Here is a 21,844-nt window from a genome sequence, read left to right as displayed (position 1 = left end):
AATCTAAATGGCATCAATTCAACAAGGACCAAATGGACCTGTATTAGTACTAAAAGAAAGTGCATTACAGCAAAAAGGCAAAGACGCTCAACAAAATAACATCGCTGCAGCAAAATTAGTGGCAGAATTGGTTAGAAGCAGTCTTGGCCCAAGAGGTCTAGATAAAATGTTGGTTGATTCATTGGGTGATGTTACTATTACAAATGATGGTGCTACTATTCTAAAAGAAATTGATGTTCAGCATCCTGCAGCAAAAATGATGGTAGAAATTTCTAAAACAGTAGATAATGAAGTTGGTGATGGAACCACTTCATCTGTTGTTTTTGGTGGAGCCCTCTTGGCAAAAGCAGAAGAATTGCTCAAAAAAGATGTTCATTCTTCAGTAATAATAGAAGGATATCAAGCAGCTGCTGAAAAAGCCTTGGAAATCTATTCAGAATTATCAAAGAAGATTAAACCAGATGATCGTGAATCACTACTAAAAATTGCAGTAACTAGCATGCAGTCAAAACTAATCTCTGAAGATAGCGATGTTTTGTCTAGAGTTGTAGTTGATGCAATTCTAAAAGTTGCAACCAAAAAAGGTGAAACTTATTCTGTGGATCTTGAAAATATCAAAGTAGAAAAGAAGTCTGGCGGTTCAATTCAGGATACACAAATTGTAAAAGGAATTGTACTTGACAAGGAAATTGTTCACAGTGGAATGCCAACCAGAATTGAAAAGGCAAAGATTGCGTTGCTGAACTCTGCATTAGAAATTGAAAAAACTGAAATGAGTTCTGAAATTAGAATTACTGATCCTACACAAATGCAGATGTTTTTAGAAGAAGAAAATAGAATGCTCAAAACTATGGTAGACAAACTACATGATATTGGAGTAAATGTCTTGATTTGTCAAAAAGGCATTGATGATATTGCACAACACTATCTTGCAAAACATGGCATTCTTGCAGTACGTCGTGTCAAAGAAAGTGATATGATAAAACTAGGTAAAGCAACTGGCGGTAGAGTGATCTCTAATCTAGATGACTTGTCTGAAAAAGACTTGGGTATTGCTGATTTAGTTCATCAAAAGAAAGTAGAATCTGACAAATGGGTATTCATTGAGGGATGCAAGCACCCACAATCTGTTACTTTGCTAATCAGAGGTGGCTCACAAAGAGTAATTGATGAGGTAGACCGCTCAATTCATGACTCACTTATGGTTGTCAAAGATGTTATTGAAAAACCTGAAATTGTTGCAGGCGGTGGCGCACCAGAATCGTATGCTGCATCACAACTAAAAGATTGGGCAGACAGCTTTGATGGGAGAGAACAACTAGCAATTAAAAAATATGCTGAAGCATTAGAAACAATTCCATTAACAATTGCAGAAAATGCTGGCATGGATCCAATCGACACCATGGCAAATCTTAGAGCAAAACAAAATCAAGGAAGAAAATGGACTGGAATTGATGCTAGAAATACAAAGATTGCAGACATGTTGGCAATTGATGTTGTAGAACCAATTGTAGTTAAAGAACAAATCATCAAATCTGCAACAGAAGCTGCATGCATGATCCTAAGAATTGATGATGTTATTGCCGTGTCTGGTGGCCCAGGTGGCGGCGGTGGCGGCGGAATGCCTCCAATGGGATAAATCTCATAAGATACAACACCTCCTCACTATTGTTGCATAAAATTGGCATAGATCTTGGTGGAACTAAAATTGAAGGTATTTTACTTGATGAAGTTCTAAATGTTATACAAAGAAAAAGAATTCCAACTCCAAAAAACAATTATCAAGAGATTTTAAATTCAATTAAATCCCTTGTCAATGAACTCTCAAATGACATTGATGATTTTTCTTTAGGTGTTTGCACTCCTGGTGCAATATCCAAAAAAACTGGATTGATAAAAAACAGTAATACTCAATGTCTTATTGGGAAATCATTTAAAGAAGATCTTCAAAAATTTTTTGATAAAAAAATATTAATTGAAAATGACGCAAACTGCTTTACTCAGGCAGAATCTATGTTGGGTGCTGTAAAAGAATTTGAAGTTGTATTTGGAGTTATCATGGGAACTGGCGTTGGTGGTGGAATAGTTATCAATGGAAAACTGCATCAAGGAAGAACAAATATTGCCGGTGAATGGGGACATCATACACTATATCATAATGGGAATATGTGTTATTGTGGAAAGAAAGGGTGTGTTGAGACATACATCAGTGGCCCCGCCTTGGAAAAACGATGGCTAGAAATGTCAAAAAAAGATCAAACTGTGCCTGAAATTCTTCAATCTCCAGATAAATCACTTCTTAATTCATGGAAAAATGAACTTCTTGAAAATTTTGGGTATGGCTTAGCAAACGTCATTGATATTTTAGATCCTGATGCTATTGTTATTGGTGGTGGATTATCTAACATCGATTTTCTGTATACTGATGGAAAAAATTCTGTTTATGAAAAAGTTTTTTCAGATCTGGTTGAAACACCTATTCTTAAAAACACTCTTGGTGACTCTGCAGGTGTTTTTGGTGCTGCATTATTAGGATAGTTATTCTGGACAACCTTCCATCTTTGCTATAAAATAACCATTTGTCATTATTTCAATTTCCATATCGTCTGGAACTGATTGAGTATGGCAAAATTTACATTCCTCAGCAGTTACCATTACATTCTCTTCTCCAATATTTTTCAACCATTCTCTTGCATAGGAAATTGCTTTCTCTGTTTCTTTCTTGTCAGTTATCACATCGAAATGCATTGTATGACCGTCTTTTGCCTTGACATATGTGTCAAATACATGAAAATCCATGTTTAATGAAAAATTTTCAGAATATTTATTAGATTACTTTTGAAAAAGTTGTGTAGAATCTATATCTGAACCAATACACATGTCTGTATATTCTTCAGGATTTAATGAATAACATACTTTTGGTTCAAACTGTATTACTTGTGCTTCTTTTTGACTGATTTTTTTTACCTTTTCTGATGAATTTTGTTTGAGTGTTTTTTTGATAATGAAATTTTTTATTTGTGATTTTGTTGGCTCATCTGTTATGAATGATATTTTTCCCCTAAATTGGAATCCTTTCAAATCGTCCTTGTTAAAAACAGAAATAGTCACCCATGGATTTGCTTGCATGTTTTTGAACGATTTATGCTTGAAAAAGTCTAGCCAGTAAACAACATCTTCTTCAATTTTAAAAAATATTCTAGGCGATACGTTAGGCATGTTATTACCTCCTATGGTACCTACTGCAAAAATTCCCTGAGTTTCTATGAATTCTTTTATTTCATCTGGGATTTTTACCATGAATTATTTAGGCGATTAATGTATTAAAGGAGTTTTTTAAACACCAAATTTGGGAATAATTTCTAAAATCTTGTCTGTGATTTCATTGATATTTGCATCAAGTTCGGTACTTATTAGAATCAATCCTGCCCCTCCAATAGGAATTGTTATTCTGTAAATTTTTTCATATTTTGCCATTGCATAAACTGGTTTTCCAATTTTTTCTGTCGTCTTCTTTCTAGTAGACCATCTGTATACTGCTTGAGATAATGATGTCTCTGTTTCTTCCTTTGTTAGATAGCTTTTCAAACCTTTTCGTGTTTTATCATATAATTCGCCATAATCATAAACGCCAACATATCGAATTGATTTGTCAACATCCAAAATAACTTGGCAGATTTTTTCGTAATTCATTTTATCACTACTGTGGCTCTATTGTTGCAGGAGGCTTACTTGATATTGTATATGTGACCCATGTTACATCTTCGATTTCATTTGTTATCCTGTTACTCATTTTTTCTAATAGTCCGTGAGGTAATCTTGTCCAATCAGCTGTCATTGCATCAATAGAATCAACCACTCTAATCATTACAATGTTTCCGTATTTTCTTTCATCCCCAACGACGCCTACTGCTCTGTCGTCTCCAACTGCTGCATATGCTTGCCAAACTTTTCCATAGAGATCTGCTGCCATCAATTCATCTTCAACAATTTTACTTGCTACTTTTGCAATGTGTAATTTGGTAGGTGTTATCTCTCCGATTATTCTAACAGCTAATCCTGGTCCTGGGAATGGGTGTCTCATGAATAGTTTCTGAGGAACTCCTAAAATTTTTGCAATCTTTCTGACTTCATCTTTGTATAATTCCCTTAGTGGTTCTAAAATTTCTAAATCAAGCCAATCTGGTAATCCTCCTACATTATGATGTGATTTTATCACAGCAGCTGGGCCTTTAGATACCCCGCTTTCAATTACATCTGGATACAAGGTTCCTTGGGCAAGCCATTTGAAAGGTCCATTTTTTTCTGCAAACTCAGTAAACACATGAATAAACTCTTCACCTACAACCATTCTTTTTCTCTCAGGATCACCTACTCCTTTTAACTTGTCTAAAAATTTCTCTGATGCATCAATTGAAGTAAAATTGACTTTGAAATTTTCTTTAAACATCTCTTCAATTTCTACTTCTTCATTTAATCGTAAGAGGCCGTTATTTACAAAAACACACTTTAGTCTATCACCAATTGCTTTATGAATTAATAATGCTGCTACTGTTGAGTCTATTCCACCACTAACTCCACACAAAACACTTCCTTCTATTTTTGAGAGTCTCTCAACTTCTGACTCGATAAATCCCTCCATTGTCCAATCTTGCTTTGCCCTACATACCTTTAATACAAAATTTTTCAGAATTTCTGTTCCTTGTTCAGTATGAACTACTTCTGGATGAAATTGTATTCCGTAAATTGATCTGTTTTCTGATGCAATTGCAGCTGCTTTTGCACTTTCAGTATGGCCTATAACTTTGAATCCTTCAGGAATCTGCTCTGCTTCATCTCCATGACTCATCCAAGCTCTTACTGATTCTCCAACTCCACTTAACAAATCTTTGTCATTGTCAATTGTTAGTAATGATGAACCATATTCCTTGTTTGCTCTTTTCACTTTTCCTCCAAACTTGTTTACAATTAGTTGATGACCATAGCAAATTCCTAACAATGGCAAATTCATTTCAAAAATTTTATTCTCTGGAATTGGAGCATCATCATTGTATACACTTGATGGACCTCCAGAAAAAATAATCCCCTTTGGATTGTGTTTTTGCAGTTCTTCATAACTGATATCATATGGTACTAATTCTGCATATACAGAAAATTCTCTAATACGTCTACAAATCAAATGACTGTACTGTGAACCAAAATCTAAAACAACTATCTTGTCCATTTGATCACTTCTTGATATTTTCAAGCATGCGTGTTAATGACCACCCTGCAGTGTTAATTATTTCATTTACTCTTTCTTTTTGTCTATAATTTCTGATTATGATTTCTCTAATATCTGAGCCATTTTTGTTAATGATGTAATCAATAATTGATTCTTTTTGGATTTTTCCATTATCTGCATCAGCTGAATCTTTTCGTTTCATTTCTCCAATTATTCTATCGATGAAAAATGATTTGAATGGTGGAGTGTCATCAGTAATTCCCATTTTTTCGTCAAGTACAATTGATACCTGTTCTGGTGTAACATACGCATTTGCAATTACCTCACCATTACTACCTCGTTTTATTGGAATAGTTTTTTCAACAGGTTTTTTCTCAGTTGGTGGTAACTCCTCTTTTACTGGTATTTTTTTTGCTAAATCAGATGCCTTTGTAAAACTAGATTCTTTGAGAACCAAATCTAAAACTTGCAAATTCTTTTCGAGTTTTTCTATGGCATCTTGATGCTTATCAATTTGACCGATCAAATCTTCTTTTAAAGCAACTATGTCCTTGATCTGTTCTTCTGAGAACTTCATAATTTCTATGATGTAGATATGGGTATTAAATGCATTCTAGGTAATTATGATATCTAATTCTCTGAATTTTACTTTTTTAAAACCTGCAATTGGACTTGATGTTGTAAATAATTCTGATTGTGATTTTTTAGCAAGCCACTCTAAAAGAGATTTTGCTTTGTAAAGTTTTTTTATCTTGGTTTTTCTTTCAAACTTTTTTGTATTTGAAAATTTTCCAATTTTATTCCCAAAATCCATACCACACAAAATAATTTTTTTTGCATTAAAATAATTTGCAAGGAAAACCCCTCTGTCCCCATCAGTAAAACCTCCAAAATTCTTTATCTTTCCAACTTCTTTTGCCTGTGTTGTTCCAATGCAATTTTTAAAATTTTCAGCAAGATGCAATTTAGGTATGTTATCACCATGAGCATGAACCACTAAAATCGTATTTGTCTTTCCTACTTGCTTTAATGATTTCTCATCTCCATCAAGATCAGTTATGACAATATCTGGCTTGATTCCCTTTTCCAAGAGTGGTTTTAATGCACTATCGGCAACAATTTTTGTATTTTTTTTGAATTTTTTTAAAAATGGAATTGCATTTTTCAATGATGGCCCTGCCCCTATTACGAAAACTGTCTTTGAATTAATCATTCCTCTGATTCTTTCTTCTATTGCTGATTTTTCAATAATAGAATCTAAAATCACTGATGATTCAAAATCCTGTTTTTTATCGTAATTGAATTCTTTTAGAATTTTGGAGTATTGTAAACTCCACCCTGAGATTATCATATGACTCAAATTGGTATGGTTTTTGATAAATCATGTGAATAGACTATCAAGCGTAGATGTGGGTGGAAAGAATCCAGTACGTATAATGGGCATACTAAACACAAGTCCTGAGTCCTTTTTTAAAAAATCTGTAAAGACCACAAAAAAAACTATTAGAGACACCATCAAAAAAATGGAATCTGACGGAGCAGATTTTATTGATGTAGGTGGGATGTCAACAGCCCCATATCTTTCAACTCTAACTTCTGAAAAAACTGAATCAAAAAGAATCATATCAGCTATTAAACACATTCAAAATTATTCTAATCTTCCCATATCTGTGGATACGTGCAGATCAAGTGTTGCTAAATTGGCATTGGATAACGGTACAGAAATTATTAATGATATATCTGGTTTAAAATATGATCCAAAAATGGTTGACGTCATATCAAATTACGATGTCTCTTTGATCTTATGTGCTTTTAGTACTAAAACTGTTTTAGGCAATCAAGTTACTGCAACAAAAAAACTTCTTTCAGAAAGCTTGAAACTTGCAAAAAAAGCAAATGTTTCTTCATCAAGAATAGTTTTGGATCCGGCAATTGGTTTTTTTAGAAAGTCAGGTAAAGGTCCGTTTTTTACAAGGATCAAATCTGATTGGCTTTCAAGGGATCTACAAATTATTCAAAATCTGAAAAATATCAAACAAAAACATTCTATTCTGATCTCTGTTTCTAACAAATCCTTTATTGGAAAACTGTTGAACAAAGATAACCCTCCTGATCGATTGTTTGGATCAATTGCAGCAGAGGCCTTGTGTGTTGTTAATGGAGCCGACATTATTCGAACACATAATGTTGCTCAAACAAAAGATGCAATTACTATTGCTGAAAAGTTGTCAAGATCACACAAAGGCTTATAATCCATCTTTGACTTTCTTTACAAGGTTTCATTGGAATTCAAAGAGGGATTAACTTTTGACGACGTTCTTCTCGTACCCAAATATTCTGATATAACAAGTAGGTCACAAACCGATCTAAAAACCCAACTTTCACGAAACATCTCAATCAATATTCCATTTGTGAGCGCAAATATGGATACTGTTACCGAATCTGCCATGGCTGTAGCCATGGCTCGTGCTGGTGGGATTGGAATCATTCACAGATTCTTGACTATTCAAGAACAAGCAAACGAAGTTCTCAAAGTTAAGAGATCTGGAAGTGTGATGATTGAAAATCCATATTCTATATCTGAGGATAAAACAGTCCAAGATGCAATAGATTATGCTGAAGATAAGGAAGTATCTGGCCTTTTGGTTGTAAATTCTGATTCGAAATTGGTTGGAATTGTAACTGATAGAGATCTACTGTTTGAATCAAACTCAAGACTATCTCTCAAAGAGGTTATGACAAAAGATGTTGTTACTGCAAAACCTGGAATAAGTCTTGATGATGCAAAATCACTTTTACATAAACATAGAATTGAAAAATTACCTATTGTAGATGAATCTGGAATTGTTAAAGGATTAATCACTAGCAAGGATATTACAAATATTGAGGATTATCCTATTGCATCAAAAGATACCAAAGGAAGGCCTTTAGTTGGTGCAGCAGTAGGTGTCAAGGGGGACTTTTTAGAAAGATCAGAATCGTTGCTTGAAGCAGGAGCTGATGTATTAGTTGTTGATATTGCACATGGTCATAGCGAAAATGCAATTGCTACTGTAAAAAATATCAAAAAAGCATTCCCTGACTGTGAATTGATTGCAGGAAATATTGCTACGGCTCATGGTGCTGAAGACTTGATCAAAGCAGGAGTTGATGCTGTAAAAGTCGGTGTAGGTTCTGGTTCTATTTGTATTACTAGAGTAATTACCGGCTCAGGTGTCCCACAATTAACAGCAGTAATGGATTGTGCCAAAATAGGAAGAGATCATGGAATCCCAATAATTTCTGATGGTGGCACAAGAACCTCTGGTGATGCAACCAAAGCACTTGCAGCAGGAGCATCTTCTGTAATGGTTGGAAGCATGCTTGGAGGAACAGATGAATCTCCTGGTACAGTCTTAACTAAAAATGGTAAAAGATTCAAAGTTTATAGAGGAATGGCTTCCCTTGCAGCTTCAATCGGCAGAAAATCCAAAGAAACAGGCTCAATATCACTTGATGATGATCTTAATGATTATGTTGCAGAAGGGGTAGAGGCAATGGTTCCATACAAAGGAACAGTGACTGATATTCTAAAACAACTAACTGGAGGCGTTCGCTCTGGTCTTAGCTATTGCGGTGCACATACAATTTCACAAATGCAACAAAACGCAGAATTTATCAAAATGTCTAGGGCTGGATTTGCAGAAAGTCAACCTCATGATGTTTCATTAATGTAGGTAATTTTTTAAGCAGTATCTAAATTCTAAAAGTCATGTTATCAAAGAGAACAATAATTGGGCTAGTTGTAGGTAGCGCAATTATTGGAATTGGTATTTACTCGTTAATTTCTGATATTGGATTACAAACAGTTCAAGTTGATGAAACTTTTGGAGTCGGAGAGTCTACATCTTATCAGATTAGAGCCAACAGTGGTGCAACCCAATCTATGACTATTACGGGAGACAAATTTGATCTTACACTATCTAGCCCTGGTGATGGATTACAAATCCCTCCTAACACCTCTCATGCCAAACAAGTTACGCTTGATTGGGTTCATTTAGAAGATGGCGTAACTATGATTAAAGTGCAAAACACTGGCTCTAGCAACCTGCATATTGTTGCAACCTTGAATGTGACTGTTGACCCAATTCTGTTCACATATCACTTGGTGGTGATTACAGCAGGTATGGTTATTATTGGTTTTAGCATGGGATTCACTCTTAGAAAACCAAAAGGATTCTAGTCTAGTCTAGCCGCTGGATAGGAACCAAGAATTTTCAAAAATAATGTGTTTTTTTTAATTTTCTCAATCATTTCTGAAATAATCGAGTTATCTACATGTCCCTCAAAATCTACATAGAAATTGTATTCCCATGCGTTTGTTTTATTTGGTCTTGATTCTATTTTTGTCAAGTTAACGTTATGGCTGTGAATGCTTTCAATTATTCTAAAAAGAGATCCTGGTTCATGCTTTATTGAAAATATGATTGATGTTTTGTCTCTTCCTGTTTCTTTTTTTTGTTGCTTTGATAGAATTAAAAATCTAGTATAATTATTTAGATTATTGGCGATTCTATCTGAAATTATGGGCATATTGTAAAGATCTGAGGCCATTTTGCTTGCAATACAAGCTATATTATTTGTTCCAATATCTTTGATAATTTTTACACTTCCTGCAGTATCATATGTTGGAACTGTCTTCATTTTGTGCCCTTCAATAAAATTTCTACACTGTCCAAGTGCTTGTGGATGAGAATATACTGTATCAATTTCTTCTAATTTTCCATTTCCAATTAGACAATGTTCAATTCTGTGGTAATACTCACCAACCACATTTAGTTCTGTTGAAAAAAGTAAATCATAACTTTCACCAACACTACCTTCAATAGAATTTTCTACTGGTAAAATTGAAAAATCTGTTTTATTATTTTTTGTACTTTCAAGTACTTCTGCAAAAGTTGCAAGAGGAACAGTTTCTATTTCTTCATCAAAAAATGATTTTGCTGCTGCTTCACTATATGCCCCTCGTTCACCTTGGAACGAAACACGTTTCATTTTTTATTCTCTAAGTTTTACGAAATCACCATTGCCAAAATTTGTTGAAAGTTTTCTTTCATCAATCCATGAGCATTCGGTACATTTGATTGCATCACGCATTGGAACTACTTTTCCTCCACATTTTCTACATTTTGTGAAAAGTACTCCCAACTGTGGTTCATCTATTGTAGCATGAATTGTTCCATTAAGATGATTTACTATTTTCAAAGTAACAATATCGTTTACTAATGCAATGTTCTTTTTTCTTATGTTTCTTGTACCACATACACATTCAACTTTTGATGTGGTTGGTTTTCCATTAATATAATCAATTGAAACTGCAATCATAGACGACATCACTGCTGCTACTGTACCAATCACTGTATCTCCTGTTTTTGGAATTGAAAGTGTTTTAGGATGTTTAATGTTTGCAACCCTGGTTTGTTTATCGATGTCTTTTTCTCCTACTGTGGCAGCTCTGACCATATCCCCATCATCAAATGTATTGTAGCCTGCCTCATATTCTTCAATAGATGCTATTTTATCACCTGGAAAAATGGTTGACTCTGACATGATGTGGATTTTGCCGTTATGATTATAATTGTTTGTGGTAATCTAAGCAGGTAAATCATATATCCAGAAATAATTGAAAAAAATCATGCGAGCCCTAGTGTATGATCAATATACTACAGATGATGATTTTGCTAAAATTCTAAAAATTAAAGACATTCCAGAACCAAAACCAAAACCTGATGAGGTTGTTTTCAAAGTAAAGGCAGCTGCTTTAAACTATGATGATATTTGGGGAATGAGGGGAAAACCATTGGCAATTCCTTTGCCTCATATCTCTGGAACAGATGCAGCTGGAGAAGTAATCGCAATTGGAGACGATGTAAAAAATATCAAAATTGGTGATAGAGTTGTCTCACATGGAAACATGTCTTGCAGAGTTTGTAAAGCATGTACTGATGGAAGAGAATACGATTGTCGCAGTAGAAAAATCTGGGGATTTGAAACTGGACCCTTATGGGGAGGGTATTGTGAAGTAACTCATTTGCCTGAAGTAAATGTTGTAAAAATTCCAGACAGTGTTTCATATGATGATGCTGCAGCTGCATCTATGACACTGTTGACATCATGGCATATGCTAGTTGGTAGAGCAAAGATTCAACCTGGACAACTTGTATTGATAATGGGAGGAGGTTCCGGTGTTGGGAATTATGGTATTCAAATTGCAAAACTTTACGGTTGTACAGTTATTGCTACTGCAAGTCCTGATAAACTAGATAAATTAATTGAATTGGGTGCAGACTATGCAGTTGATCACAGAAAAGAAGACTGGTATAAGGAAGTAAGAAACATTGCAAAAAACATTCCCAAGCCATATGGCGATATTCCTGGAGTGGATGTTATTTTTGAGCATATTGGCGGTACTCATTGGAACAAAGAACTCACTTTACTGAAATACGGTGCAACAATTGTTACTACTGGAGCTACCACCGGATATGACGCAAAAACTGATTTGCGACATATTTTCTTCAAAGGAATTAATGTTCTAGGCTCAACGCAAGGGACAAGAGCAGAACTGGAACAGGGATTATACTGGATGTCTCAAGGAAAAATAAAATCCATTATTGACTCAGTATATACTTTAGAAAATGCAGCAGAAGCTCACACAAAAATGTTGAAAGGAAAAGGACTTTTTGGAAAGATCATAATGAAACCATGAAGTGATTTTTTGGCAGATCCAAAAACCGATTCCATTCTTGATGAAGCAAATAGATTGTTCCTAAAAGGAAAACTTCAAGATGCAATATCGTACTATGATAAAATTCTCGATGAACACCCAACACATCTGAGTTCTTTAAACAACAAAGGATATGCTCTAAGTAATCTCAAAGACTATGATGGTGCTATAAAGTGCTATGATGATGCACTAAAAATTGAACCTAATGATCTATCTGTCTTAGTTAACAAAATTTCATCATTGAGAAAACAAGGAATTTTTGATGATGCATTGTCATTATGTAATAAAATTCTAGAGAATAACCCAAAATACAACATTGCATTATATCATAAAGAGAGAATTTTGTTTTCCTTGAAAAAATTTGAAGAATCTATTGTATGTTGTGATAAAATACTTTTAGATTATCCAAATAACGGTGATGTCTTATTTGATAAATCATGTAGTCTTGTAATGTTATCTATGATTGATGAAGGATTAAAAACATTACAAAAAGCAATTTATCAAGGAAATCAATTCAAAATAAAAGCAAAAAAAACCAAATTATTTGAAAAACTACACCACAACCCTACCTTTCAAAAATTAATTCTATAACCAGTGAGGTATTTCGAGATATCCTTCAATACTCTCCTTTCTCAAGATTTTCAAAAGAGCGTTTGCTTGAGGTGTTGACAAAACAGGTTTGTCAAATTGATTATCTGTAGAAATTCGTGGGCATGCTACTTGAATAAATGCATCAATTCCCTTTAGATTTCTTAATCTTTCATTTGTAATGTCTGTTAATGCAAACAGTTGAACTTTTTTCCCTTCTTTTTCTAATTCTTTTTTAAATTTTAAAGCAAAAACCTTGGAAAGCTGACCTTCTTTTAATCCAACAATCACTCCAAAAGACTCTGCTTCAGCTGCTTTGTAAATTGCTAGTGTGGCCTTTCTTTTTAATTTTTGAGCAAAATCAGTAATTTCTCTTACTTCATTAAAATATGGATCTAAAACATAAGTTGGTTTGTTTGTTGATAATGCAATTCCTGATGCATGAAAATTACTTTGCCCCAAAAAGACGTATGCATCAACCTTATCTTTTAGTTCTGTAGCTGGATAAAATTCACAACCGAATACTTGACCATCGTTTAACTGTCCTTTGCCTTTGCCAATTTTTACATCAATTCCTCCTTTAGCTAAAATTTCGTTTACTTTATCAACTTGGTGAAGATGTTGACTGTCTGTTACTAGGGAAATTTTTTTGCCTTTTAGAATTTCAATACATTTGGTAGCAACCCTATCAAATTCAACATCATCATACGCATCAATCAAAATTACATTTCCCTCAAATGATTCTGTATTGATTGTATGTCCTATGTTAAACTGAATATCTGCCCCTAGAACCTTTGAACCATTTGAATTCAAATCACATGTTCCCCATGTAGTATCTGCTAAAACATATGCTGGAATGCCAAATTTTTCAGTGATTTTAGTTGCTGTGTCTTGAACTTGAGGTAAAATCCCATCTGGTCCATTTAATGAGACTGATACGGGTTTTTTAGATTCAATTTCTTTGAAAATACGCTCCTCATCTACCACTATCAATTTAGCTAAGGATCATTTGCTTTTAATTTAAACCAACTGTGATTTTCAACAACTAAAAATGTCTCAAGTTCCTAAAATTAGTCATGGATTCAAAACAAGTTTTGACCATTGGTTTTGATGATACTGATTCCCCACAGGGAATGTGTACTACTTTCCTTGCGTACAAAATTGTTGATGAGCTAAAAAAGGAAAATTCAGAATTTTTAGATTTTCCACAACTAGTTCGATTTAACCCAAACATTCCTTGGAAAACACGAGGAAATGGGGCTGTTTCAATAAAAATTCGAACAAAAAATGTCTCTAAAATTAAAACCAAAATTAAAAATCTTGTATTGAAATATTCTGATATTAAAAATGGTGCAAATCCAGGTCTGGTGTTTTATGAAAATGATTCCATACCTCAAAATTTTACTGATTTTAGCAGGTTAGCATTATGGAAACTTGTTAATAGAAATTATGCAAAAAAATTTGCCAAGAAGAATAACTTGGAATTTTTTTATCATGGAAATGGACAAGGATTGGTTGGAGCAATTGGTGCTATTGGATACAAATTTGATGATCACACATTAGAGCTACTAAGCTACCGTAAAAAATCTAGATTTGGAAAAGAAAGAAAACTTTCATCTAAAAACGTAGAAGAGATGCAAAACAAGACTTTTCCATATACCTACAACAATTTTGATTCAAAAAAAGAGAGAGTTTTGATTACGCCTCATGGACCCGACCCTGTTTTTTATGGAATCCGTGGAGAAAACCTTTCTTCATTACTACAAGCATCAAAAATTTTGAAACCTAAAGAAAAATTAGATGGTTATATGATCTTTAAATCTAATCAGGGAACTGGTGATCATTTATCAAATAAACTAAATGTAGAAGATCTAACACCATATTCCTCTGGCACTATTTTGGGAACTGTTTCCACCACTCCTAAAATTATCAAAGGAGGACATGTTCTTTTTTCAATCACCTCAAAATCTTATACGGTACATTGTGCAGTTTACAAACCTACAGGAATCACATTTGTAGCACAGAATCTTATTGTTGGTGATAAAATAAACATAGGTGGAGGAATTAAAAAAGCCACAAAAAAATTCCCTCGAACACTAAATATAGAATTCATTCAAGTCATTAACCTGAAAAAAATCACTGAGGAAACAAATCCACTATGTAAAAAATGTAAGAAAAAGATGAAATCCAAAGGAAAGAAGCAAGGATTTCAATGTGTCAAATGTGGTTCAAAAGCCTCAAAAAAAACTATTCTTCAAAAGCCTAGAAAAATTCAACAAAGACTTTACACTCCAAAAATCTCTGCCCACAGACATCTTACTAGACCTGAGCAGAGAATTGGAATAAAAAACAAAAATTCAAAATTCAATCCATCTGATTCATGGTTTTGTATTTATAGAAATTAAATAGCGGGGAGTAGATTTGAACTACTGAACTGCGGGTTATGAGCCCGCCGGGATGACCTAGCCCTAAATAGTCTGGCTTCCCCACCCCGCTGATTCAGAAATGAACACGAGCCGTATATACGCTTTATCTAACCTTGAAAGTAATTAATAGGATTTCAAAAGATTCGTTTCTTGTGGATAAAAAAGTTAGAATAGTTGCAGTCATTGGTGCACTTGCATTTTCTGCATATGTCTTAACATCTCCCTCTGATCCTTTACCATTACCAGAACCTTCTTCTTTCAAATCAGAAGATGATTCTGTAATGATTCTTGCAGAAAATCTTGATTCTCCCCGTTCATTAGCTGTTTTTGAAAATAGAGTTTTTGTTACGGAAAAATATGGAATGATCCGTGTTGTTCAGGATAATAAATTATTAGAAGAACCACTTGCAACATTAAGACCCGCTCTTCCTTTTGATGGTGGTCTATTAGGAATAACATTACATCCTGAATTTTCAGAAAATAACCTTCTCTATGTTTATCTTACTTATGAAGAAAATGGAAAATTATGGAATAAGATTTTACAAATTAAAGAATCTAATAACAAACTAGTTGATGCAACCACAATTTTTGACAAAATTCCTGGCTCTGAATTCACTAATGGTGGTTTTCTAAAATTTGGACCTGACAAAAAATTATACGTTGGAACAGGAACTATTTCTGATTCTTCACATGATCCTCAAAATTTAAATTCATTATCTGGAAAGATTTTAAGGTTAAATTATGATGGAAGCATTCCGGAAGATAACCCCTTTTCAGATTCGCCTGTGTATACTTTAGGACACAGAAACCCTCAGGGAATGACATGGGATGACTCGGGAAAAATGTATCTTGCTGAAATTGGTCCTGAAAAAAATGACGAAATCAATATTATAATCGCAGGCAAAAACTATGGATGGCCTGAACAACAGTGTTCAGGACACGCAGAATTTGAAAATGCAATTATGTGTTATGATCCTAGTATTGAACCTGCAGGAATATTATATTACTCTAAAGACAAAATTAACCTGGATTCACCATTTGTAATGGCATCATTGCGTGCCACAAATCTATACCAATTAGACTTTGAAGAGGGTCTGAATTCCCAGAAAACTATTTTGAGTGGAGTAGGCAGAATTCGTGATGTTGAAGAGGGTTCTGATGGAAGTTTGTATATAATTACTTCAAACACTGATGGAAAAGGTTTTCCAGATAATATGGATGATAAATTACTAAGAGTGATGAAATAACATGAAAGATTCTTCAATTTCTAAGTTTTTTGAAAAATCAAGAGAAGATAGATTAAACATAGTTGGTGATTTTGCAGATTTGTCTAAGACAGATCTAGAAATTTTACAAAATGAAAATGGTGGAATTTCATTTGGCAAGGCAGATAAAATGGTGGAAAATGCAATTGGTACTTTCTCACTACCTTTAGGAATCGCAACAAATTTCAAAATTAATGGTAAGGACTATCTCATACCTATGGTTATAGAGGAACCGTCAGTAATTGCCGCAGCCTCTAAAGGTGCAAAAATTGCTCGAATAAAAGGGGGATTTACAGTAACTGCTGATGAGTCATACAGTATAGGACAAATTCAAGTTTTAGATGTTAACAAGCAGGATGCAATCCAACAAATCCAACAATCTTCAACTGAAATTTTAAAACTTGCAAATTCAAAAAGTAATACTTTATCAAAAATGGGAAAAGGTGCAAAAGAAGTTTCTTGTAAAGAAATTGATACACCATCAGGGAAAATGTTGATTGTGGAACTGTTAATCAATGTAGGCGATGCAATGGGCGCAAATGTTACAAATACAATGTGTGAAGCAGTATCTCCACTAATTGAAAAAATTACAGGAGGTAAAGCACTGCTTAGAATCTTATCAAATTATTCTACAAGAAGAATAGCAAAAGCTACCGCTGTATTTGATAAACAGGAAGTCGGAGGAGAAAAAGTAGTTGATAATATTATTTTGGCATTTGAATTTGCAGACAATGATGTGTATAGAGCAGTAACTCATAACAAAGGAATTATGAATGGAGTAATTTCAGTTGCAAACGCGTTAGGTCAAGATAGTAGAGCAATTGAGGCAGCAGCTAATGCATATGCTGCCAAATCTGGAAGATATCGCTCTCTTTCTAAATGGAGTAAAGACAATGATGGAAATTTGGTTGGAGAGTTGGAGATTCCACTTTCGGTTGGAATTGTAGGTGGTATTGCCAATGTTCATCCTGTTGCCAAAGTGTGTACAAAGATTCTCGGTGCACAATCTGCACAAGAACTTGCATGTGTTATGACTGCAACTGGTTTGGCTCAAAACTATAGTGCAATAAGAGCGCTTTCTACTGAAGGAATTCAAAAAGGTCACATGCGACTCCATGCTAGAAATCTAGCAGCTGCTGCTGGGGCCACCCCTGAACAAATAGATGAAATTGTCAAAAAAATGATTGAACAAAATAGTATATCACTTGATAAAGCAAAAGAATTGTTAACACAAATTTAAACATCCAATTATATAGCTAAAATGAAAAAACTCAACATGTCTCAGGTTCGCTTTGCAATTCCTAAAGGTAGTCTGGAAGAAGCTACATTCAAACTCCTAGAAAAATCTTGGACAAAAGTCAATAGAAAAAGTCGAACTTATCGTGTTTATCTTGATGATCCAAAAATTATTGTTAAAATGCTTAGACCTCAAGAAATTCCCACTCTTGTTTCTGAAGGACTTTATGATGTAGGTATTACTGGTAAAGATTGGGTGGGAGAAACAAAAGCAGATGTTGAACCTATTTTAGATTTAGAATATGGAAAAATTCGACTTGTAATTGCATTTCCTGATAACTACAAATACAAGGATCTCGATTCGATGATCGCTGATTATGCAAAGAAGAAAAAAATAATGAGAATTTCTTCTGAATATCTAACAACTGCTGCAAGATTTCTTAAACAATGCAAATCATACAAAAAATATTTTGGAAATAAAGAACCTCTCATTGTAACTCCTTGGGTTAGATTGGGTACTAACAAAAATGTGCAAATTCACTTATCTTTTGGTGCAACAGAAGCAAAACCTCCAGAAGATGTTGATGCAATTATGGATGTAACTGAAACTGGAACAACTTTGAAACAAAATAAATTAAAAATTGTTGATGAAGTTTTAACTTCAACTGCACATCTTATTGTAAATAAAAAATCACTTAAGGATTCCAAGAAACGTGAAAAAATTTTTGATATTGTTACACTAATGCGTGGTGCAGTTCATGGAAGAAAACATCTACACATTTATCTTAACGTTGAAGAAAAAAATCTCAAAAAACTGCTATCTCAAATGCCATCTTTGAAAAAACCTACCATTAGCCCACTAAGTGAAGATGGTTGGTATGGCGTAAATACCGTAATACGAAAAGAAGAATTCCACAAATTAATCCCTAAACTTAGGAAGATCGCTCAAGGATTAGTTGTTCATGAACCACGACAGATTCTGGAGCTTGAGGAGATTAAACGTGATGAAGAAAATTGATGAAAATAATCCGTGTACCTAATTCTGCAAACTTTGTATCAAAAGTCATCCAAAAACAGCCTCAAAAAAACAAGAAAATAGTAGAATCTATTCTAAAAGACATTCAAAAGAATGGTGATGCGGCAATTAGGAAATATGAAAAAAAATTCAATAATACAAATATTGAAAATCTAAGACTTTCAAAAAGCGAAATCAAATCTGCTTATGCTAAAGTAAGTAAAGAAGAACTTCAAGCAATAAAACTTGCAAAAAGCCGTTTACAAAAAACAGAATCTAAAATCAAATCACTCCTAAAAAATCAGACACTTCAAATAGATGGAATAAAAATATCTAAAAAATTCCAACCAATTCAAAGTACTGGTTGCTACATTCCGGGCGGCCTGGCAAAATATCCTAGTACCGTTGTAATGTCTGTAATTCCGGCAAAAGTAGCTGGTGTAAACAGAATCGTAGTTGTTTCTCCTCCTAGAACTGATGGGAATATTGATCCACTTACTATTGTGACATCTGATATTTGTGGTGCAACTGAAATTTACAAGACAGGCGGAGTTCAAGCAATAGGCGCACTGTCATTTGGAACAAAATCAATTCCAAAAGTAGACAAGATTGTAGGACCTGGAGGTACATTTGTTACTCTTGCAAAATCTATGATAAACGAACAAACATCGATTGATATGCTTGCAGGTCCAACAGAGCTTGGAATCATTGCAGATAGTTCTGCAAACCCAAGATACGTTGCACTGGATCTTATCTCCCAATCTGAACACAGCAAAGATACATTTTGCTATTTGATTACAAATTCTGAAAAACTAGCAAAATCTGTCAATTGTATCATCTCTGATTTAATTCCAAAAATAAAACGAAGTGAATTTGTAAGACCTAGTCTAAAACAAAATGGGTTTATTGCAATTTGTAGAAACAAATCAGACATGATAAAAATTGCAAATGATATGGCCCCTGAACACCTCCAAATAATGACTAGAGATTCCCAAAAAATTGCATCAAAAATTACTTCTGCAGGACTGGTGCTTGTAGGAAATGACTCTCCTTCGTCTGCTAGCGATTATCTTCTAGGCTCAAATCACATACTTCCTACAAATGGATTTGGAAAAATTAGAGGTTCTCTGTCTGTACTTGACTTTATTAAAACAATTACCAATATTAGCACAACAAAACTGTCACTGAAAAAAATATCAAAACACCTTCAAGTCTTTACAGATGCAGAAGGATTACCAAATCACTATGAGGCCGTTAGAGGTAGGTTAGAATGAAAAAGAACTGGGTAGATGACAAAGTAAAAAAATTCATCTCACTTGGAGGCTACAAAAAGCCTGAACTTTATGAAGATGTTTTGAAACTAGATTCCAATGAAAACTATGTTATTTCAAAACAATTCCAGTCCGATGTCATCTCTAATGCACGAAAAACTTCAGATGTCAGAGAATATCCCCTTGGAGGTGTTGAGAGATTAATTCAGATGATCTCAAAATTCGTAAAAGTACCTGCATCGATGATTGGTGTTGGTAATGGTTCTGATCAAATCCTTGATCTGATATTATCTAATTTTGCATCAAAACAAACCAAAGTATTGACATCAAATCCTACATTTGGATTCTTTGAGGAAAGGTGTAAACTTTACTCTATTCCGGTAATTGCAATTCCGTTTTCTGACGATATGACACTTGACATTAATGAATTTTCAAAACAATCAAAGAATGCCGATATTTTGTATTTGGATTCACCAAACAATCCTACAGGATTCCAATTCCCTAAAAGTGACTTGCAAAAACTTGTGAAATCATTTAATGGACTAATAATAATTGATGAGGCATATGGTGAATTTAGCGATTATACGTTATCCAACATGGTAAAGTCTCAAAATAACTTGATAGTAGTTCAGACACTCTCAAAGTCTTTTGGTCTTGCAGGTCTTAGACTTGGCTATTTTATTGCAAACAAGGACTTTACTGCAGCATTTAATCAGGTATTGCAATACCCTTATCCATTAAGTACAATTACCATAGAGTCTGGAATCTTTGCTTTGGACAAATCAGAGCAGATGAAAAATGCGACAACTACAATCAAAAATGAAAGAAAGCGGATAATTGAAAATCTTCAGAAATATGATGCTTTTAAGGTATTTGACTCTAAGGCTAATTTTGTACTATTTGATGCTCATGGTTCATACCAACGGGTATACAACGCACTAATAGAACAGGGAATATCTATTCGAAAACTGGGAAAAATTGGAAATCATGAAGGCTGCCTAAGAGTTACTGTTGGAACAAAAGAGATGAATTCAAAATTTCTACTTGCTATCCGTGATCTGCTAGGATGACTCTTACAAAGAAATCTGATGGGCTCTATGTAGATGATTCTATTAATGAGATGCTGATTAAAAGCGATGGAATTGTTTTTGACTGCGATGGTGTACTGATTGACATTACAAAGTCATATGATCTTACGATCAATGAAACTACTCAATATGTCTTGGAAAATTTTGCAGGAATTTCAAATGGAATAGAGATTGATTCAGAAATTATTGAGGGATTCAAGGCAACAGGTGGATTTAACGATGAAGTTGATGTTACATACGGTGCAATAATTTCAATTTTTGCTGCAAAAAAACTCAGAAAAAACCAACATGATTTTATTTTTGATGTAATTAATAATGCAGACTCTACTGGCATAGTTTCAGCTGAAAAGTATATTGAGAATTTAGTTGATATTAGTAACATTAAAGAAAAATTATCATATCCTGGAACACACCATCAAAATCCGTTATACAAAATATTTGATCAAATGTTTTATGGTCCCGAACTTTATCTTAAACTATTCAAAAACACCTCGCAATTTTCTAAACCTGGATTCATCGAAAACGATGTAGTGATTTTAAATGAATCTCTGATTCAAAAATTAAAACAAAAATTTTCATCAAAAATTTCCATAGTAACTGGAAGGGGAAAAGAATCAGTAAAATTTTCTCTACAGAATCTTTTGGATGAATTTGATCTGAAGAACTCTGCATTTTTAGAAGACGAACCTAGGGAGATGGCCAAACCCAACCCAAAATCCTTATTGCACTCAATCATAGGTATGAACTGCAAAAATACTATCTACGTTGGTGATTCTATGGAAGATCTTATAATGGCAAAAAAAGCAACTGCGTCTGGACATAATACCCTCTTCTGTGGAATTGTGGGTACAAGCAAAGAACCTATGAAAAAACTGGAGTTATTTGAAAAAAATGGTGCTAAACTTGTTCTCGAATCCATCGAACTTCTTCCGAAGGTATTAAATTTAGAATAAACCAGATTAGATATT

Annotated in this window: 23 protein-coding genes and 1 tRNA gene; 14 read left to right on the top strand and 10 right to left on the bottom strand. The window is 34.0% G+C overall.

The window, feature by feature from the left end; genetic code table 11:
* The first annotated feature begins 7 nt into the window (after positions 1-7).
* The gene (thsB, locus tag NsoK4_RS08430; protein ID WP_211687077.1) at positions 8-1,639 is read left to right on the top strand and encodes a thermosome subunit beta; all 1,632 of its coding nucleotides are present in this window, start codon (positions 8-10) and stop codon (positions 1,637-1,639) included.
* 29 nt (positions 1,640-1,668) lie between these two features.
* Positions 1,669-2,538: an ROK family protein gene (locus NsoK4_RS08425; protein WP_371816002.1), complete on the top strand. Its 870-nt coding sequence runs from the start codon at positions 1,669-1,671 to the stop codon at positions 2,536-2,538.
* Here the strand turns inward: NsoK4_RS08425 and NsoK4_RS08420 are convergent, their stop codons facing one another.
* From NsoK4_RS08420 to NsoK4_RS08395, 6 genes are read right to left on the bottom strand one after another with little or no spacing between them, the layout of a single operon-like run.
* Positions 2,539-2,799 carry a DUF2024 family protein gene (locus tag NsoK4_RS08420; protein ID WP_211687072.1) on the bottom strand — a complete coding sequence of 87 codons (261 nt, stop codon included), beginning with the start codon at positions 2,797-2,799 and terminating at the stop codon, positions 2,539-2,541.
* A 33-nt stretch (positions 2,800-2,832) separates the two neighbouring features.
* Positions 2,833-3,300: a pyridoxamine 5'-phosphate oxidase family protein gene (locus NsoK4_RS08415; protein WP_211687070.1), complete on the bottom strand. Its 468-nt coding sequence runs from the start codon at positions 3,298-3,300 to the stop codon at positions 2,833-2,835.
* Between the two features lie 36 nt (positions 3,301-3,336).
* Complete coding sequence (locus NsoK4_RS08410; RefSeq protein ID WP_211687067.1) at positions 3,337-3,693, bottom strand: hypothetical protein; 357 nt, start codon at positions 3,691-3,693, stop codon at positions 3,337-3,339.
* Positions 3,694-3,700: 7 nt separating this feature from the next.
* The gene (gene guaA / locus NsoK4_RS08405; protein WP_371816033.1) at positions 3,701-5,242 is read right to left on the bottom strand and encodes a glutamine-hydrolyzing GMP synthase; all 1,542 of its coding nucleotides are present in this window, start codon (positions 5,240-5,242) and stop codon (positions 3,701-3,703) included.
* On the bottom strand, positions 5,229-5,801 hold the full coding sequence (locus tag NsoK4_RS08400; protein ID WP_211687061.1) for a hypothetical protein: 573 nt from the start codon (positions 5,799-5,801) through the stop codon (positions 5,229-5,231). The genes guaA and NsoK4_RS08400 overlap by 14 nt, the downstream gene beginning before the upstream one ends.
* Positions 5,802-5,837: 36 nt before the next feature.
* A complete protein-coding gene (locus NsoK4_RS08395; RefSeq protein WP_211687059.1) occupies positions 5,838-6,575 on the bottom strand; it encodes a 6-hydroxymethylpterin diphosphokinase MptE-like protein in 738 nt (245 codons plus the stop codon).
* Positions 6,576-6,660: 85 nt separating this feature from the next.
* Between NsoK4_RS08395 and folP the strand changes: the two genes are divergently transcribed.
* From folP to NsoK4_RS08380, 3 genes are read left to right on the top strand one after another with little or no spacing between them, the layout of a single operon-like run.
* Positions 6,661-7,476, top strand: coding sequence for a dihydropteroate synthase (folP, locus tag NsoK4_RS08390; protein WP_371816032.1), 816 nt, complete (start codon positions 6,661-6,663; stop codon positions 7,474-7,476).
* 30 nt (positions 7,477-7,506) lie between these two features.
* Positions 7,507-8,940, top strand: coding sequence for an IMP dehydrogenase (guaB, locus tag NsoK4_RS08385; RefSeq protein ID WP_211687054.1), 1,434 nt, complete (start codon positions 7,507-7,509; stop codon positions 8,938-8,940).
* Between the two features lie 35 nt (positions 8,941-8,975).
* Complete coding sequence (locus NsoK4_RS08380) at positions 8,976-9,446, top strand: hypothetical protein (RefSeq protein ID WP_211687051.1); 471 nt, start codon at positions 8,976-8,978, stop codon at positions 9,444-9,446.
* Here NsoK4_RS08380 and pheA read toward each other — a convergent pair.
* Complete coding sequence (gene pheA / locus NsoK4_RS08375) at positions 9,443-10,258, bottom strand: prephenate dehydratase (protein ID WP_211687048.1); 816 nt, start codon at positions 10,256-10,258, stop codon at positions 9,443-9,445. The two genes, NsoK4_RS08380 and pheA, sit on opposite strands and share 4 nt — an antisense overlap.
* Positions 10,259-10,261: 3 nt before the next feature.
* A complete protein-coding gene (locus NsoK4_RS08370) occupies positions 10,262-10,813 on the bottom strand; it encodes an exosome complex RNA-binding protein Csl4 (protein WP_211687046.1) in 552 nt (183 codons plus the stop codon).
* 85 nt (positions 10,814-10,898) lie between these two features.
* On the opposite strand from NsoK4_RS08370, the gene NsoK4_RS08365 reads away from it, so the two are divergent.
* Both NsoK4_RS08365 and NsoK4_RS08360 read left to right on the top strand, forming a co-directional pair.
* The gene (locus tag NsoK4_RS08365; RefSeq protein WP_211689023.1) at positions 10,899-11,969 is read left to right on the top strand and encodes a zinc-binding dehydrogenase; all 1,071 of its coding nucleotides are present in this window, start codon (positions 10,899-10,901) and stop codon (positions 11,967-11,969) included.
* 9 nt (positions 11,970-11,978) lie between these two features.
* Positions 11,979-12,578 (top strand): tetratricopeptide repeat protein, encoded by a 600-nt coding sequence (locus NsoK4_RS08360; protein WP_211687044.1) that lies wholly within the window; start codon positions 11,979-11,981, stop codon positions 12,576-12,578.
* Here NsoK4_RS08360 and dph2 read toward each other — a convergent pair.
* Positions 12,573-13,568: a diphthamide biosynthesis enzyme Dph2 gene (dph2, locus tag NsoK4_RS08355; protein ID WP_211687041.1), complete on the bottom strand. Its 996-nt coding sequence runs from the start codon at positions 13,566-13,568 to the stop codon at positions 12,573-12,575. The two genes, NsoK4_RS08360 and dph2, sit on opposite strands and share 6 nt — an antisense overlap.
* Positions 13,569-13,651: 83 nt before the next feature.
* On the opposite strand from dph2, the gene NsoK4_RS08350 reads away from it, so the two are divergent.
* The gene (locus NsoK4_RS08350; RefSeq protein ID WP_211687039.1) at positions 13,652-14,980 is read left to right on the top strand and encodes a tRNA(Ile)(2)-agmatinylcytidine synthase; all 1,329 of its coding nucleotides are present in this window, start codon (positions 13,652-13,654) and stop codon (positions 14,978-14,980) included.
* Position 14,981: 1 nt separating this feature from the next.
* Here the strand turns inward: NsoK4_RS08350 and NsoK4_RS08345 are convergent.
* Positions 14,982-15,071 (bottom strand) — tRNA-Met (locus NsoK4_RS08345).
* Between the two features lie 82 nt (positions 15,072-15,153).
* On the opposite strand from NsoK4_RS08345, the gene NsoK4_RS08340 reads away from it, so the two are divergent.
* From NsoK4_RS08340 to NsoK4_RS08315, 6 genes are read left to right on the top strand one after another with little or no spacing between them, the layout of a single operon-like run.
* Positions 15,154-16,248, top strand: coding sequence for a PQQ-dependent sugar dehydrogenase (locus tag NsoK4_RS08340; RefSeq protein WP_211687036.1), 1,095 nt, complete (start codon positions 15,154-15,156; stop codon positions 16,246-16,248).
* 1 nt (position 16,249) lies between these two features.
* A complete protein-coding gene (locus NsoK4_RS08335) occupies positions 16,250-17,506 on the top strand; it encodes a hydroxymethylglutaryl-CoA reductase, degradative (protein ID WP_211687033.1) in 1,257 nt (418 codons plus the stop codon).
* A 36-nt stretch (positions 17,507-17,542) separates the two neighbouring features.
* Positions 17,543-18,520 (top strand): ATP phosphoribosyltransferase, encoded by a 978-nt coding sequence (gene hisG, locus NsoK4_RS08330; protein ID WP_211689021.1) that lies wholly within the window; start codon positions 17,543-17,545, stop codon positions 18,518-18,520.
* On the top strand, positions 18,520-19,791 hold the full coding sequence (gene hisD / locus NsoK4_RS08325) for a histidinol dehydrogenase (protein WP_211687029.1): 1,272 nt from the start codon (positions 18,520-18,522) through the stop codon (positions 19,789-19,791). The genes hisG and hisD overlap by 1 nt, the downstream gene beginning before the upstream one ends.
* Positions 19,788-20,858 carry a histidinol-phosphate transaminase gene (gene hisC, locus NsoK4_RS08320; RefSeq protein WP_211687025.1) on the top strand — a complete coding sequence of 357 codons (1,071 nt, stop codon included), beginning with the start codon at positions 19,788-19,790 and terminating at the stop codon, positions 20,856-20,858. The genes hisD and hisC overlap by 4 nt, the downstream gene beginning before the upstream one ends.
* Complete coding sequence (locus tag NsoK4_RS08315) at positions 20,855-21,829, top strand: HAD-IA family hydrolase (RefSeq protein ID WP_211687023.1); 975 nt, start codon at positions 20,855-20,857, stop codon at positions 21,827-21,829. The genes hisC and NsoK4_RS08315 overlap by 4 nt, the downstream gene beginning before the upstream one ends.
* Positions 21,830-21,844 lie beyond the last annotated feature (15 nt).

The organism is Nitrosopumilus sp. K4 (genome assembly GCF_018128925.1).
In the GTDB taxonomy this organism is placed as follows: Archaea; Thermoproteota; Nitrososphaeria; order Nitrososphaerales; family Nitrosopumilaceae; genus HKST03.
This window is presented reverse-complemented; position numbering and strand designations above follow the sequence as displayed.